This is a genomic window from Rhodococcus sp. NPDC077669, from assembly GCF_040686915.1.
Classification (GTDB): Bacteria; Actinomycetota; Actinomycetes; order Mycobacteriales; family Mycobacteriaceae; genus Rhodococcoides; species Rhodococcoides fascians.
The window spans coordinates 1-15118 of record NZ_JBFBMD010000045.1 but is presented as its reverse complement, the minus strand read 5'-3'; the positions used below and the strand labels follow the sequence as shown (position 1 = coordinate 15118).

14 protein-coding genes are annotated in these 15118 nt (G+C 65.4%); 3 read left to right on the top strand and 11 right to left on the bottom strand.

Features of this window, described 5'->3' with window-relative positions; translation table 11 throughout:
• From AB0P23_RS25040 to AB0P23_RS25010, 7 genes are all read right to left on the bottom strand, one after another.
• The coding region (locus tag AB0P23_RS25040; RefSeq protein WP_141215285.1) for a biotin carboxylase N-terminal domain-containing protein at window positions 1-123 on the bottom strand (123 nt) is incomplete at its 3' end.
• A gap of 127 nt (window positions 124-250) precedes the next feature.
• Window positions 251-1720 carry a condensation domain-containing protein gene (locus AB0P23_RS25035; RefSeq protein WP_032372711.1) on the bottom strand — a complete coding sequence of 490 codons (1470 nt, stop codon included), beginning with the start codon at window positions 1718-1720 and terminating at the stop codon, window positions 251-253.
• Between the two features lie 134 nt (window positions 1721-1854).
• Window positions 1855-2268 (bottom strand): SufE family protein, encoded by a 414-nt coding sequence (locus AB0P23_RS25030; RefSeq protein ID WP_027496472.1) that lies wholly within the window; start codon window positions 2266-2268, stop codon window positions 1855-1857.
• A complete protein-coding gene (locus AB0P23_RS25025) occupies window positions 2265-3161 on the bottom strand; it encodes a sulfurtransferase (RefSeq protein ID WP_032372710.1) in 897 nt (298 codons plus the stop codon). Before AB0P23_RS25025 ends, AB0P23_RS25030 begins: the two co-directional genes overlap by 4 nt.
• Window positions 3162-3291: 130 nt before the next feature.
• Complete coding sequence (locus tag AB0P23_RS25020; protein WP_363799742.1) at window positions 3292-4665, bottom strand: condensation domain-containing protein; 1374 nt, start codon at window positions 4663-4665, stop codon at window positions 3292-3294.
• Complete coding sequence (locus tag AB0P23_RS25015) at window positions 4643-6097, bottom strand: condensation domain-containing protein (RefSeq protein WP_094650016.1); 1455 nt, start codon at window positions 6095-6097, stop codon at window positions 4643-4645. The genes AB0P23_RS25020 and AB0P23_RS25015 overlap by 23 nt, the downstream gene beginning before the upstream one ends.
• 118 nt (window positions 6098-6215) lie before the next feature.
• Window positions 6216-7664 carry a condensation domain-containing protein gene (locus AB0P23_RS25010; protein WP_283541570.1) on the bottom strand — a complete coding sequence of 483 codons (1449 nt, stop codon included), beginning with the start codon at window positions 7662-7664 and terminating at the stop codon, window positions 6216-6218.
• A 549-nt stretch (window positions 7665-8213) separates the two neighbouring features.
• Here AB0P23_RS25010 and AB0P23_RS25005 point away from each other — a divergent pair.
• Window positions 8214-9560: a hypothetical protein gene (locus AB0P23_RS25005; RefSeq protein WP_283541569.1), complete on the top strand. Its 1347-nt coding sequence runs from the start codon at window positions 8214-8216 to the stop codon at window positions 9558-9560.
• Between the two features lie 5 nt (window positions 9561-9565).
• On the opposite strand, the gene AB0P23_RS25000 is transcribed toward AB0P23_RS25005, so the two are convergent.
• Window positions 9566-10831 carry a glycosyltransferase gene (locus AB0P23_RS25000; protein ID WP_283541589.1) on the bottom strand — a complete coding sequence of 422 codons (1266 nt, stop codon included), beginning with the start codon at window positions 10829-10831 and terminating at the stop codon, window positions 9566-9568.
• Between the two features lie 154 nt (window positions 10832-10985).
• On the opposite strand from AB0P23_RS25000, the gene AB0P23_RS24995 reads away from it, so the two are divergent.
• Together AB0P23_RS24995 and AB0P23_RS24990 are read left to right on the top strand one after the other, a co-directional pair.
• Window positions 10986-12359: a hypothetical protein gene (locus tag AB0P23_RS24995; protein ID WP_283541568.1), complete on the top strand. Its 1374-nt coding sequence runs from the start codon at window positions 10986-10988 to the stop codon at window positions 12357-12359.
• A gap of 115 nt (window positions 12360-12474) precedes the next feature.
• Window positions 12475-12918 carry a flavodoxin domain-containing protein gene (locus AB0P23_RS24990; protein WP_027496480.1) on the top strand — a complete coding sequence of 148 codons (444 nt, stop codon included), beginning with the start codon at window positions 12475-12477 and terminating at the stop codon, window positions 12916-12918.
• 15 nt (window positions 12919-12933) lie between these two features.
• Here the strand turns inward: AB0P23_RS24990 and AB0P23_RS24985 are convergent, their stop codons facing one another.
• The 3 genes from AB0P23_RS24985 to AB0P23_RS24975 all read right to left on the bottom strand — a co-directional run.
• The gene (locus tag AB0P23_RS24985; RefSeq protein ID WP_094664122.1) at window positions 12934-13602 is read right to left on the bottom strand and encodes a Maf family nucleotide pyrophosphatase; all 669 of its coding nucleotides are present in this window, start codon (window positions 13600-13602) and stop codon (window positions 12934-12936) included.
• 11 nt (window positions 13603-13613) lie between these two features.
• Window positions 13614-13880, bottom strand: a complete 267-nt coding sequence (locus AB0P23_RS24980; protein ID WP_094664100.1) for an acyl-CoA carboxylase epsilon subunit — start codon at window positions 13878-13880, stop codon at window positions 13614-13616.
• Window positions 13877-15118, bottom strand: a 1242-nt coding sequence (locus tag AB0P23_RS24975; protein WP_363799740.1) for an acyl-CoA carboxylase subunit beta, incomplete at its 5' end; no start/stop codon positions are given. The genes AB0P23_RS24975 and AB0P23_RS24980, both read right to left, overlap by 4 nt.

Below are 15118 nucleotides of genomic sequence, written 5' to 3'. Positions count from 1 at the left end.
TTCGGCGTACACAGCGACACTGGCCAGCCCGGCATCAGCGGCCGCCCGGATCACCCGAACCGCGATCTCACCACGATTGGCAACAAGAACCTTGGTGATCTGAGCACTGGCATGGCTGGGCACTGAGCCTCCTACAGATGTGTTTTTCGCATCCATCGTCACGAACGTCACGTCGGAGTCTAAGCACCGACTCGGTCGTCGCTGCAATCGGTCCAGGCCGCTGCGGCGCGTCCAGGGCGACAGGATGGGACTACTGGCTGGTAGCGATCCGCCCGGTATCGGAGTGCCCGGGATCGGGATGCTGGGACGTTGCGGCAGAGAAGGAGGCGGTACCGGTGTCGGCCACCTCGGTCAGCAGGGCGCGAAAGGTGCCTATGTATTCGTGTACCCGGGCAGTTGCGAGCTCGGTGTTGGGATAGCGAGCCGCGATGTTGATTCCCTGAGGTGTGCGGTTGATCCAGATGTACACGTCGTGTTGGTACTGCTTGCTGCGCAGCGCACGCGCGTTCCAATCCGGCCAGTGCTCTGCTGCCGGCGCGAACCGCACATCCATGAACGAGACGACGAAACGTGGCCTGGCCGAGTAGCCGAGGGTGGTGAACACCCGATCGAGCGGAACCCGCGCAATCGGCTTGGTCTTCTTCACCTCGGCCGATGCTGCGGCCACGACCGAGCCGAACGACTCCGCGCCGGCGATGTCGAACGAGATGGGACACAGTCCGACGAACCACCCCAGTGCCGACGCCCACTGCGGCTCGTCCCGGGTGTGTACCGGGGTGACAGTCCGAAATTGGGTGCCCCCGCCCAGCTCGGCACCGGTGATGGCCAGGACCCCCAGTAATCCGGCGAACAGACTGTTCCCGGTCTTTCGGCACGCGACCGAGAACGAATCGGCTTGCTCGGGGTCGAGCACCCAAGCAGAGAGCCCGCCCTGAGGTACGTCGTCCGGGCTGGGATCACCGATGTCGAGCGGGAAGTCGGGCAGCTGGCCGTCCCCGTCGATCAGCAGATCGCGCCAGATCGCGACGGCCTCGTGCGAATGTTCCAACTCGGCGTTTCGCTCGCGTTCGGAGGACCCGAAGTCGAGATAGCTGCCGGCCTCGAACAGGGCGGCCGGTGCCCCGCCCAGCTCCTCGCCGTACAGGGCCGCGATCTCGTGGGCGACCAGGACAGTGGACAAGCCGTCGATGATCGAGTGATCTGCTGCGAAGAAGACGGTGATCGGCCGCGTCTCGTCCAGTGGTTCGAGAGTGACGAACGCGTAGGCGGGCCAGATCAGGGGCGAGGTGAACTCGTCGAAGAGATATTGCAGATGCTCGAAGACCTCACTCGACTGCGCACACCGTTCCTGCTCGACCTGCCAGATGTCGACGGCTCCCTGCGCGGCGGTCACCCGGGTCATCTCACCGGTGGCCTCGTCGATCGATGCGCTCGACCGCATGGCTTCGTGTCTGTCGATCCAGTTCAGCACCGCCCGCCGGAAAGCGTGCTTGTCCAGGGGACCGGCAATCTCGAACGCCGCGCCGAGCCACGACTCGCGTCCGCGGCGAGGGCTGCTCAGGCTGGTACGCAGGTGCGCCTCGTGGACGTAGGACGTCGGGCGAGGGTCGGGCTGCCACCCGGCGGCTTCGGGAGTGTGGGCGTGTGGGCCGACACTGGGAATCCATTCGGTGAGCGTGCCCGCGGGAACCGCGTAGTCCGCCAACTCGGTGAACTCCATATCGGCAGCAACCAGCCTTCGTCAGACGCATTCGGGGGATTGTTCGGACAGCGGGCGACGATGCCCACTACCGAAGTCTACCGACGGCGGCGTGTATCGATCAAGACGAAGGCCGGGCGCTGCCGAACACGAGGTCAGCGCAGGTGCCTCTTGATACGTGCAAGCATCGCCGACATCCCTCGGAGGCGCAGGGGGCTCACCGCATCGCTCAATCCGAGAGCCGAGTAGAAATCGTCCGGAACGTCGAGGATTTCCTGTGCGCTGAGACCGTCGAGCCCCTGCGCCAGGATCGAGGCGAACCCGCGAGTCGTCGGAGCCTCCGGCGGCGCGCTGAAGTACAGCTCGATCCGGGCGGGATCGGATGCATCGACCGACAGGAACAACGGCGACTGACATTCGGGGACCGGCTCCATCGCATCCTGGGCCAGGTGATCCGGCAACGGGGGTAGTTCCCGGCTGAATTCGAGCAGGAGCTGCAGTTTGTCCTGGCCCTCGACTGCGGCGAAATCCTCGACGATCTCGGCCAACGATTCTGGAAGGGAACTCATCGAGCGGCCGGTGCCGATCCGGGCTCCTCGCCCCGGGCGATCGGAACGCGCACAGCATTGCCCCACTCGGTCCACGAGCCGTCGTAGTTGCGGACGGACTCGTACCCGAGCAGATGCGTCAGCACGAACCAGGTATGGCTCGACCGCTCGCCGATGCGGCAGTACGCGATGACCTCGTCGGTTGCCGAAGTCTCGGCGTAGATCTCGTCCAGTTCTGCGCGTGAGCGGAATCGACCGTCCGGTGCTGCTGCCTTGGCCCACGGGATGCTGACGGCGGTGGGGATGTGGCCGCCGCGCAGCGCACCTTCCTCCGGGTAGTCGGGCATGTGGGTGCGTTCGCCGGTGTACTCCGCGGGGGAGCGTACGTCGATCAGAGGCACGGAGCCGAGAACTCCGAGCACGTCCGAGGCGAATGCGCGGATCGGTGCATCGTTCCGCTCGACGACGGGGTAGTCGGTCGCCGGAAACTCAGGGACATCGAGTGTGGTGTCGCGGTTCTCGGACAGCCAGGCATCACGTCCGCCGTCGAGCAGCCGCACGTCCTGGTGTCCGAACAGGGTGAACACCCACAGTGCGTAGGCGGCCCACCAATTGCTCTTGTCGCCGTACACGACGATTGTGTCGTCACGCGAAATACCCTTGCGGCTCATCAGTTTCGAGAACTGTTCGCCGTCGATGTAGTCGCGCGTGACCGGGTCGTTCAGGTCGAGGTGCCAGTCGATCTTGACCGCGCCGGGAATGTGGCCGACGTCGTAGAGCAACACGTCCTCGTCGGATTCGACGACGCGGAGCCCGGGCGTACCGAGATGAGCGGACAGCCATTCGGTGGATACGAGACGATCCGGATGCGCGTAGTCGGCGAACATTGCGTTGGAATCGGTTGGTACAGGCACGTATCGGCTCCTACGGAAGATATTCGGCTGGCGGCCCGCTCGGGGGTGAACGGTCTCCGTCGACAATCCTATGCCGTACCGCCACCGAGTGGCGGGAGCCGCAGGCACAGTGCGCTGCGTCGGTACTGTCTCAGCGTGTCAGGGCCGTTGTGGCGACCTGGTCGGTCGCCTCGGCCAGCAGCGCGACCAGCGCGCCGCTGAACGCAGTCATGACCGAGTGCGCGAGGACGGTGTCGGGAAAACGTGCCCGCAGAGCCAGACCCGAGGCTGTCCGCGACACCCAGAACTGCGCGTCGTCGGACACCGTCGCGTTGCTGACGTGGTGTGCGTTGGATTCTTCGAGTCGGCGGTGGCCCTCGATTCTGGTGTAGTCGATGTACGACACCATGAACACGTCGTTTCGCGAGAGGGTGAACGTGTCTCCGAGGGATGCCAACACCTGGGGGATGGGCACGGTGCTCAGCGGTAGCGCAGCACGAAACTCCCGTTGGGCCGCGGCGATCGTGTCGACGAGCACGTCGCCGACGTCCACGGTCATCGGGGCGTTGGTGGTGAACCAGCCCAGTGCCCGCCGGAACCGATCCTCGTGACGGATGTGCAGAGGGAACAGGAACGGTATCTGCCGCGGTCCGCCGATGGCGGCGCAGGCCTGACCGATCGCAGCCACGACCCCGGCGAACATCCCGCCGCCCGACCGAGTGCACAGGCGCTCGAACTCCGCAGTGCGGTAGGCATCGAGGACCGGCGCGACAAGAGTTGCCTGCGTGGCAGTCTCACCGTCCGCAAGTCCCAGGTCGAACGGAAAACTCGGCGTCGTACCACCGCACCGAACAAGGAATTCCGACCACCGCACCATGCGCTCGTCATGGCGATCCACAGCCGGCTCGGTTGCTTCGATACGGCAGTAGTCGACGAATCCTCCCACCGGACTCAGCTCGATGTTCGGACTCGACGGGCAGCGCCGGTACGCGTCGTACCAGGCGCGAACCTCGTCCACGGTCACCGCGATCGACAGCGCGTCGACGTTCGAGTGGTCGAATGCGCAGACCACCGTCGAGACGTCCGGCCGGTCGATCGCGACGCACGTGTACGACGGGAACCGTCGTGCGTCGCAACGTAACTCGAGTATTCGGCGGAGATGCTCACGTAGCTCGGTCGGGCAACCGAATTCGGTCCGGTTCGACACCGCGATCTCGACCGAACCGGGGCGATGGAGCATCCTGTCCAGGCCGTCGGTCGCCTGGACGAACGAGCTGCGCAGAGTGTCGTGTCGGTCGATCAGTCGAGCGAACGCCCACGCGAGAGCGTCGACATCGATGCGGCCGGGCACATCGAACGTGCCCGCGATCCATACTCGCCGAGCCTCGCCCAGATCGCCCAGATGAAACCGTTGATTGAACGACGGTGGAATCGGGGACCGTTGTGCATCCCCGGTGACGTCGGCGGTGAATTCGACGACGACACCGGCCGCGGGATGGTACTCAGTGATCGAGGTGACCCGCACCGACCCGCTCCTGAACCGAACCGGGCGTCAGGACGTAATCGCCTGTGCGCGCTATCTTTTCCAGTACCGATGCCAGGTGTGCGTGGTACCGCTCGACCGATTCGGCAGCGACGGCCGTGTCGGGGGTCTGCGCCACCAGATACAGATGCTCACCGTCGCGGTTGATCCACATCGACGCGTTGGAGGTCGCGCCCTCGCCGGTGAAATGCTTGGCACGAGTGTCCGCATCTCGCCCGACGCCGGGGAACCAGCGAAAGTCGATGTACGAGAGCATGTTCGGGCTCACGGCGAGTTCGCTTCCGAGCGTGCCGTCTGCGGCGAGAGCGCCGAGTACCGCATGGACCGGTGCTTCGGCGATCTGCTTGGCCCGCTCGAAACCCTCGTGCGCCGGGCCGGCGACGTCGGAGAAGCGCTCGTGACCGGCGATGTCGAACGCGACCGGCGCGAAGTTGACGAACCAACCCTGGGATTGTCCGTAGTCACCGTGGTGGCGAGTGCTCAGCACCGTGATCCCGAAGTACTCCGCGTTCCCCGCGAGCTCGAAGTCGGTGATGCCGACGGCAGCGAAGATTCCACTGCTCATCCGTGCTCCGGCGGCCTTGCACGCGGCATCGAAGGCTGCCGTCAGTTCTCGGTCCAACAGGTGGCGTTCGACGATGCGGACCGGGGCGCGTTCGCCGGGTGCAAGCCCCAGATCGAGTGGGAACCGAGGCATACGGCCCTCGTGCCTGGTGAAGATGTCGCGCCACGCGGCGATCTCGGGGGAGTCTGCACCGAACGTCGCGGCCCGGGCGCGCTCGTCGGCGGCGTACTCGAGGTGACTTCCCGCCGAAGCCGGTTGCGGAACATCCGCCCCGATCTCGATCGCGTACAGATCGGCCAGTTCGCTGATGACCAGAGCTTGTGAACCACCATCGGTGAACGCGTGATCGGCACCGTAGTACAGCGTGAAGCTGCCCGGCCTCGATACCACTCCGACGACGAACCCCGGCCAGATGTCGGCGGTGGCCTCGGTCGAGAAGCGCTGCCGCACATAGTGTTGGAACTGCTCGTCGTCGGATGTCTCACCTGCGTCGACGGTATCGAAACGAGCAACTTCCTGGCCGCCGAGGTGCCGAACCACGTCGGTGCCGTCCACCTCGAACCAGCACCGCAGACCCTCGTGCCGCAGCACATACGCAGTCAGCGCACGGCTCATCGCCTCGGTGTCGATGTCGCCGTCGATCTCGGTGGCCACCCCGGTGTACGCCGTGTGCACGTCGCCACGTGCGCGAGCTGCCCACGCTGCCTTCAGGTGGTCTTCCTGAAGAAACGACGGTGGAGTCGAATCGATCGGTGCCGCAGCGGCGCTCGCCTGTGCGGCCGCGGTGGGATGCCACTCGAGCAGTCGGCCGGGCGCGGGGTTCCAGCGGCCCATTGCGGTGATGATCATGTTCGCTTCACTCTTCCGGTCGGGGCGCAGTGGACGGAACGTACCGGCTGCCTACGCCGCCGTCTCCGTCCTCTGCGCATCCACTTCTCCTGCGTCCACGCCTATTCTGCGTCCACGCTCATTCTGCGGCGACGACGACCGACGGCGGGGCCGCCGCGAGCACCGTATCGCTACCGCCGTCGGAGTCGATGACCGCCGTCAGAACCGCGACGAACTCGGTGATGAACCGATGGACATTGGTCGACGCGACATCCGAACTGGGGAAGCGGGCCGAGATGTTGAGCCCTTCGAGTGTGCGATTGACCCAGAAGTAGACCTCGTCGTCGGCGTGGCAGTTGCTCCTGAGCGCCCGCCCCTTGCGCCCCTGCCACTGGGCGGCGTCGGGCAGGAACCGCAGGTCGATGTACGAGACCACGAACCGGGGAATTTCGGTGGAGTCGAGGATCTTGGCGATCTTCGAGTACGGCATACGGGCCAGGCCCTTGTTCGCAGCGCCCGCGGTGGCCGCGGCCTCGAGTGCCTCGACGAAGGTGCAGGCGTTGTCGAGCTGGATCTCCATCGGAAGAATTCCGACGTACCACCCCACCGACGCGGCCCACTTCTGCTCGTCGCGGGTGTGCATCGGCATCACCGTGCGCAGAGACCGACTGCCGGACAGGCGAGCATTCGTCAATGCGAGCGCCGCAAGAATTCCGGCCTGCATGTTGTATCCGTCAGCGCGGCACGCCGCATTGAAGCCGTCCGACTGTTCGGAGGTCAGAAGCCACGACGAGATGCTGCTCTGGGGCGCAGGGCCGGTGTCGGCGCGGGGCCGGTCGCCCGCCAACGGAAGCGGGAAAGCAGGGAAGCGGCCGTCCTCGACAGCGAGGAAGTCCTGCCACGTTCGCACGGCACCGTGATCCGCCGTCAGGGTGTCGCCGAGTGCCCGTTCGGACTGACTGAAGTCGACGTAACTACCCACCTCGGGCAATTCCGGGTCGATGCCGTCGAGGGCCTGCGCGTACAGCCGGTCGATCTCGTTGATCGCATAGATCTGGCTGTATGCGTCCATGACCGAATGATCGGCCGCGAAGGCGAGCAGGAACGAATCCTCGGGCCCACCGGCGAGAGTGCGGGACGCGTCGTCGGGTTCGATGGTGGCGAGAACGAAATGCGGCCATGCCGTCGGAGACACGGTGTCGCCGAACCACGACTGCAGATGGCCGAACACCTGAGTTTCCGATCGCGACTCCGCGTGTGGGCGATCTGTCACCTGCACGGCGTCGACCGGTGCGGTGAAGCGCTGCCACGAACCGGACTGCTCGTCACGACGAACCTTGGTTCGGAACGCCTCGTGCCGACCCATGTACGCGGCGATGGTGCGGCGTACGGCCTCGACGTCGTAGCGACGATGGATCTCGAATACCGTGCCGATCCAGGAGCCCGGCGCGCTGCGCTCGCAATGGTCCTCGTGCGTGAACGACAGCCCGCGGGGATCGAGAGCCCACTGGTCGTCGTCGACGCGGGGAACCCACTCGGTCAAGCGTCCGGCGGGAAGTGGATAGTCGGCGAGTTCGGTGTATTCCATGGTGTCCTCTTCCGTTCCGGGCTCGGCCAGCGGTATTCGGCAGTAGTGGTGTCTATCGGCATTCGATTACGGTCGAGTGGTGGATGTAACGGCGGAAGTCGTCGGTCCGGCTCGCTTTTATCGGGTGCACTCGCAATGCTTTCGACATTGAAAGAACAACTATTCGACGGACCGTGAAGTCGCCGTCCGGTCGACGTGAGTACGGCACTCACAATAGGGCGAAAGCGAAACTATTTCGCGACGCGTAAAAGTAATTCTTGTCACTGTCGACGGGGTTGACCGACGGGTGGAACGTCGGTCGGAAAACTGATTCTCGCACACGTCGGCACTGTGATTCCAGCGTAACCGCACGTCAGGGCCCGATGATTCGAGAGAGCCGATCCGGGTGACGGGTTCGGAACCCAGACCTCGGGCCGGACCGACACCCCGAGACCGGAGTCACATTCGCGCGTCCGCTCGGTGGAATGGCACTTATTGCAAACATTGAATGAATCGACCGAGAGAAACAGCACCACCTTCCCGTTTCTTTCGATGTAGTAGGTTCGGCGCGTGACTCGAATTGGATTTGCCGATCACCTTTTCTTGCGAATGCACCACGGCATCGGATTTCCCGTCTACAACCAGTTCCTGTGGTGGTTCGACGACGTCGTGCAGCGAGAAGACCTGGAAAGACTGCGTGACAACCTGTCCGACGGTCTGCTTGCGCGCAGGGTGGTGGCATCGGCAATTCCGACGGCCCGAGATCGGTGGGTGCCGTCGGCCGCCTCTCATTCACTGGATTTTCATCCAGAATTCACAGACCCCTCGATGGTGCGGCAATGGGCGGACGGCCGTATCGATCCCGCTATCGACCCCGAGACCGGATTGGGTTGGCAACTCGCGGCGACGAGACTGAGCGACGGCGGCATGGCGCTGTCGTTGGTCGCCTCGCACATGGTCGCCGACGGTGGCGCCCTGATCGCTGCATTCCGTGCGGCGAACTCCGACTCCGTCGCGTCCCGTGTCGCCTCCGCCCCGGGCGGCCTCGCGGCCCTCGCTTCCGACTTCGGTGACGCCGTCGAGCAACTTCGGTCCGCGGGTGGATGGCTGGTGAACGCGGCGGTGCAGGCTCTGCCTCTGTCCGGACGCTCCGAGCCTGCCGGTGCCACCCAGTCGAGGCCGAAACCACACCGGGCAGCTCCCGAGCGAGCGGCTGCGGCGGACTGGACATCCCCGCACGTGGTTGCCGAGGTGGACGCCGATGCATGGCGATCGACTGCGGAACGCTGGGGAGGAACATCCAATTCGCTGTTCGTGGCGGTCCTGACTGCTGCGTCCGGACTTGCCGGCCGTGCTTCGGTGGGAGACACGGTGCAGTGGTCCCTGCCCGTCAGTGATCGCGGCGACGCATCCGACACACGGTCCAACGCCACCAAGATCGTCAAGATCGACGTGCCGATCGCCGACCCGACCGATCTGGACCTCCGCCCGATCCGCGCCGCCAGTAAATCGGCGTTCACGGCTTTCGCCGCTGCTCAGGCCGCCGGTGCCGCTCCGGGCGGCCTGTCCCAGGCACTCGTTCAAATGCTGCCCGACGCGGTGGTCGCACGAGTGCCGCAGCCCCGCGACGGTGCCGAAGGGCTGGCGTCGAACCTCGGTTCTCTTCCCGACGACTTCACGACGGTGGCGGGGATCGCTGCCCGGGCGGTGTCCGGTCGAGCGACGTTCGCCGGAGCCGACGCCGACTTCGCTCGTTCGCTCGACGGCGGTCTGACCGCATGGTCGAGCGAGACCGGCACCAGTGTGACCGTGACCGTCCACGCCATGGACCCCGATCGATGCCCGGACGACCATGTACTGCGTGAACACCTGACCGAGGCGCTTCGGAGATGGGGACTCTCGGCACGCTTCTGGTGAGTGGGTCAGCGGTCGCGCGCTGCTGCTTCGGTGATGTCGGCGGCAGCGGCCGTCGCCGTTCGAGCAGGCGTCATCGTATCGGCAAGCGCTCGCGCGGCCAGCCGGACGTCTTCGGTCATGAGATCGGAAATGCCCTGCTGTAGAACGGATTCGGTCAACGTCGAGAACTTCGTGCTCGACCCGGCTCCTACGCGCCGCAGCGCCGATCCCCAGAACGGTTGGTCGGCGCTGAACCAGCACACCAGGGTCGGCAGCCCGGCTCGTGCCGAGGCTGCAGTCGTCCCGGCGCCGCCGTGATGAACCGCGGCCAGGCAGCGCGGAAAGACCGTCGCGTGATCGACCGATTTCACGACGAAGACGTTCGGGTTCGATCGATGGACGGCTGAATCGGACTCCAGCAGATCGCTCCAGCCCGCGCAGACCAGGGCGCGCACGCCCAGTCGATCGGTGACGTTGTCGATCATGCGCATCAGTGCAGCCGGTTCGGGCACCGGCATGCTGCCGAAGCCGAAATACACTGGCGCAGTATCTGCGTCGAGCCATCGGCGCAACGCGGGATCCGTCTCGGTGACTCCGTCGACCAGGCCGATGAAGCCGACGAACGGGCGTAGCGGGCCCCACTGTCGGGCAAGCCCGGGGAACAGCGCCGATTCGTAGGCCTGAATCTCGATACCGCCGTAGCGCGCCGACCTCACGGGCGTCGACTCCGTGGTGGGAGGCAAACCCAGTGATGCCCTCTGCGCGTTGTCGCGCTTCTTCATCGACTTCCAGCGCAGTGCCTCGAGGGCCGCCCACATCGACCGATTGACGACGGCAGGTAGGTTCACGCCCGGTGTGATCGACACTGCATCGTTGCGCCTGAGGGGGCAGTAGTGCAGGGACACAAACGCTGTGCCGTGCGCTTCGGCCACGTTCAGAGCCATTTCCTGACCGAGCGAGCCGGTGACGATTCCGTCGCACCCTGCCGCCATTCGGTTCAGCTCGGACGTCATGTCGTCCCAGCCGTGATGAGCCAGCTCGGACAGCGCAGCAAAGCGGGTCCGCGGGTTTCGAGACTTGATACGCACTCTGACCAGATCGGACTCCAACAGCTGCTGCGTGTCGGGCCCGAACGGTTGAACCTCGATACGTTCGGAGGATGCCGTGGCAGCCGACACGACATCGGTGAGATTGGGTGGGGCACCGAACAGCACGTCGTGCCCGCGATCTGCGAGTTCGAGCCCGAGAGCGATACCGGGGGTCACGTCGCCTCGGCTTCCGTTGAACGGCATCACGAACTTCACAGGCGCACTCGCAGACGTGTCGGCGTGGGGAAGAGCCCCAACCTATCAGCACCGTCCGAACCGAGCCGATACGAAAACATATGGCGGGAAACACATTTGCGGCCGTTCCACCTACGTGGGCGGGCAGGGATAGTCTCTCGTGGTGGAGAGATTGACGTACGACGACGACCTGTTCCTGCGCATGGAGTGCGTACTCGGAGTGCCCGTGGTCAATCAGATCGTGTGGCGGTTCGACTCGGCCGTCCCGCTCGACGCACTCGAATCCATGTGGCAGTTGCTTGCTACCGGCCCGTTGGATCGCTCCGTACGACGCTCGGCGGTGCCCGGTGCCCGCGATGGCTGGATCACGGCCCGCACGCCCGCCGCCCCGGTCGTCATCGGACACGCGATCGCCCGGGACGGCATCGATCTGTGGATCGAGAACGAGGCAGCGGTGACGCTGGACCCCATCGACGGACCTGCGTGGCGTTTGTCGGCGACCTCGGTCGACGGCGGCGGCACGGTGGTCTCTCTCGTCGGATCGCACGTGGTCGGTGACGGCGGTGCCCTGACCTCTGCGGCGGCAGCAGCTCTCGCCGGTCGGGCGACTCCGGACGACTTCGTTCGCGGCGGGCTCGACCACGATCCCCCGCGGTCGTCGGTACGTGCCGACATCGCGGACGGCGTCGGACAGATCGGTGCGGCATTGTCCGGGGTGGCGCGAGCGCTCGGACGTACGACAGTGGACGCGGTACGTTCGCGAACCTCGTCCGACGAGGTAGCCGCGGGCTCCACGGCACCCGGCCCGACGCCGAGCCGTGCCCTGGCCGTCACCGCGGCACGAGAAGGCAAGTGGGTACCGAGCACGGTGGTCGTCGACTGCGCATCGGGGGACTGGGCCGCGGCCGCAGCGAGCAGGGGCGGGAGCTCGAACAGTCTCCTTGTCGCGGTCGTGCTCGGCATTCTCACCGCGAGTGGACGCGTCGGTCCGCAGGACCGGGTACGGGTGGCCCTTCCTGTCAGCACCCGAACGCCCGGAGACAGTCGCGCCAACGCGACGTCCGGGGTGTCCATTCACGTCGACGGGGGACAGGGCTACCGCGACGATCTGACGGCCATCCGCGCATCGAGCAAGCAGGCGTTCACCGACCAGGCCGACAGTACGGTGACATCGGTGTTCGAGCTGCTCAAACCACTGATGCAGGTGTTGCCCGACGTCGTCGTCGCCAAGCTGGCGGCATCGGGCTCGGCACCTCTGTGTCTGTGCTCGAACCTAGGCGATCGCGGCGCGCGACTGCGCACCATCGGAGGCGTCGACGCCGCGGCAGTGGCGATGCGGTCGATCACTCAGAACACCGATGTGGCGTTGCTCCGTCGCACCGCCGGCGGGGTCAGTGCCTGGTGGAACGACTCGGGTGACCGCGCGACGCTGTGCGTCACCGGTCTCGACCCGGACGCGTTCCCCAGCAAGGAGCACCTGCGTGGGCTGGTCGAGGCCGAGTACACGAACTGGGGCCTGACTGCCGAATTCTGGTGACCTCGAGACAAATCACAACATCGGGCGTACGCGGATTTTCGGCGGGATCCCCGGTAAGGCTATGCTTTTGCGACTGTTCGAGTGTTCGAGCGCATGTGAGAAAGGGGAGCGATCCATGGCAGTGGTCGTGTTGTTCGGGTCCGAGACCGGTACGGCCGAGGAGGTCGCCGACAAGATCGCGGACGTGCTCGGTGATCACGATGCCGAGGTGCGAGACATGCTCGAGTACGAGGTCTCCGACATCGACACGGACGACTTCCACGTCGTCATCTGCTCCACCTACGGCGACGGAGAGCTCCCCACCGGCGCGGAGCCGTTCTACGAGGCACTCGTCGAGGATGCCCCCGACCTCGCAGGACTGCAGTTCGCAGTCTTCGGTCTGGGAGACAAGGTATACGAGGACACCTTCAACCGCGGCGGCGAGATCATCGCCGAAAAGCTCACCGAGCTCGGTGCGAAGCAGGTCGGCACCCACGCTCGGCACGACAGCTCGTCGAACATCAAGCCCAAGGCAATGGCCGAGGACTGGGCTCGCGAGCTGATCGATCTGTTGCCCTGAGGTAGGTCTCGCCGGTCAGATCCCGATCGGGTCGTCCGGCGAGCCGTCCCAGAGGGCGGCAAGCGACGTACCCACCCGCTCGAGAAGAGTACGAACCAGCGGCAAGCCGATGCCGATCACCGACGAGGGATCACCCTCGATGCTGTCGACGAACCAGCCGCCGAGACCGTCGAGCGTGAATGCTCCCGCTACCTGCAGCGGTTCGCCGGACGCCAGATACGCGTCGAGATCGACTGCAGACGGGGTTGCGAAACGAATCGTCGTCGAGCTGTGCGCTGCAGCCTGCGCCACCACGACTCCGGCGGTCACTCGCAGAACGGCATGACCGGTCAGCAGCGCCCCGGTCGACCCGGCCATGGTCCGCCAACGCTCACGGGCCACCTCGACGGTGTGCGGTTTACCGTGCAGCTCACCGGCAATCGACAGCATCGAATCACACCCGACGATCACCAGATCCGCCGAAGAATCCGAGAACGTCTCGGCGACTGCGGCGGCCTTGGCCCGCGCGAGTTCGGTGACCACGGTGGCGGCGGACGCGGACGGCCCCAGTTCGGCCGTCACCGCGTCCTCGTCGACTCCCGACACCCGGACGATCGGCTCCACGCCGGCACTACGAAGAACTCCGAGGCGAGCAGGTGACGCCGACGCCAGAACGAGTCGTACCGAATCGGCCCGGGTCGTCACGGGCGGCACCGTCACCGCGAGTATCGGCCCGACGCGGCGTACGAATACGCCGACTGCGCCGCGAAGCCGCGATGCATCGACGACGGTGCACCCCACAATTCCCGAGGCCGGGAATCCGTGCTCGATGCCGAATCGTTCTGCGCCGCAGTCAACACCGCCACCAGAGCCGCCACGTCCTCGTCGTCCGGATTGCCCCTGACGACCCGAATTGCCGCGGACATGCCTGAATCGGCAACGGCCTGACCGTCGTTCACGTCGTCATGATTCGTGTCGCTCATAGTGGGATGTTTCCGTGTTTCTTCGGGGGCAGGGTCACTTGTTTGCGTTCGAGCAGCCGCAACGCGGTCACGATCTGCCCGCGGGTGTGACTGGGCGGGATGACCGCATCGAGATATCCACGTTCGGCAGCGACGTACGGGTTGACCAGCGTGTCCTCGTACTGCTGCTGCAACGTCAGCCGCAACGCATCGACGTCCTCACCGTTCTTCGCGGCCTCGAGCAACTGCTTGCGGTAGACGAACCCGACCGCACCCGAGGCCCCCATCACCGCGATCTGCGCCGTCGGCCACGCCAAATTGACGTCGGCACCCATGTGCTTGGAGCCCATCACGTCGTACGCCCCGCCATAGGCTTTACGGGTGATGACGGTGATCTTCCCGACCGTCGCCTCCCCGTAGGCATACAACAACTTCGCCCCACGCCGGATGATGCCGTTGTATTCCTGGCCCGTCCCGGGCAGGAACCCCGGCACATCGACCAACGTGATGATCGGAACGTTGAAACAATCACAGGTGCGGACGAACCGGGCTGCTTTCTCCGAGGCATCGATATCCAACGTGCCGGCGAACTGGGTGGGCTGATTGGCCACGATCCCCACCGACCGGCCGTCGATCCGCCCGAACCCGACGATGATGTTGCGGGCCCGACCCTCCTGGACTTCGAGGAATTCGTCGTCGTCGAGGATCCGGCGGATCACCTCGTGCATGTCGTACGGAGTGTTCGGCGAATCCGGAATCAGAGTGTCGAGTTCGAGGTCCTCCGCCGTCAACGAATCCTCGATCGCCCCGACGATCGGATCCGACGCCACCGTCCGCGGGGCATCGGCTCGATTGTTCGACGGCAAATACGACAGGAGGTCGCGGACGTAGTCGAGGGCGTCCTGCTCCCCGGACGCGACGTAGTGCGCGACACCGGACTTCTCCATGTGGGTGTGCGCGCCACCGAGCTCTTCCATCGTCACGTTCTCCCCGGTGACGGTCTTGATGACATCGGGGCCGGTGACGAACATCTGACTGGTGCCATCGACCATGACCACGAAATCGGTCAACGCTGGGGAGTAGACGTGCCCACCGGCGGCGGGGCCCATGATCAGCGAGATCTGTGGGATCACCCCGGATGCGCGGACGTTGCGGTGGAAGATCTCCCCGTACAACCCGAGGGAGACCACCCCTTCCTGGATGCGGGCCCCGGCGCCTTCGTTGATGCCCACCAACGGCCGCCCGGTCTTGATCGCCAG

What these genes read in the sequence shown, in the direction of transcription:
- AB0P23_RS25030 (WP_027496472.1), bottom strand. Translation starts at nt 2,268, where the DNA reads ATGAGTTCCCTTCCAGAATCGTTGGCCGAGATCGTCGAGGATTTCGCC.
- AB0P23_RS25000 (WP_283541589.1), bottom strand. Translation starts at nt 10,831, where the DNA reads ATGCCGTTCAACGGAAGCCGAGGCGACGTGACCCCCGGTATCGCTCTC.
- AB0P23_RS24990 (WP_027496480.1), top strand. Translation starts at nt 12,475, where the DNA reads ATGGCAGTGGTCGTGTTGTTCGGGTCCGAGACCGGTACGGCCGAGGAG.
- AB0P23_RS25010 (WP_283541570.1), bottom strand. Translation starts at nt 7,664, where the DNA reads ATGGAATACACCGAACTCGCCGACTATCCACTTCCCGCCGGACGCTTG.
- AB0P23_RS25015 (WP_094650016.1), bottom strand. Translation starts at nt 6,097, where the DNA reads ATGATCATCACCGCAATGGGCCGCTGGAACCCCGCGCCCGGCCGACTG.
- AB0P23_RS25035 (WP_032372711.1), bottom strand. Translation starts at nt 1,720, where the DNA reads ATGGAGTTCACCGAGTTGGCGGACTACGCGGTTCCCGCGGGCACGCTC.
- AB0P23_RS24980 (WP_094664100.1), bottom strand. Translation starts at nt 13,880, where the DNA reads ATGAGCGACACGAATCATGACGACGTGAACGACGGTCAGGCCGTTGCC.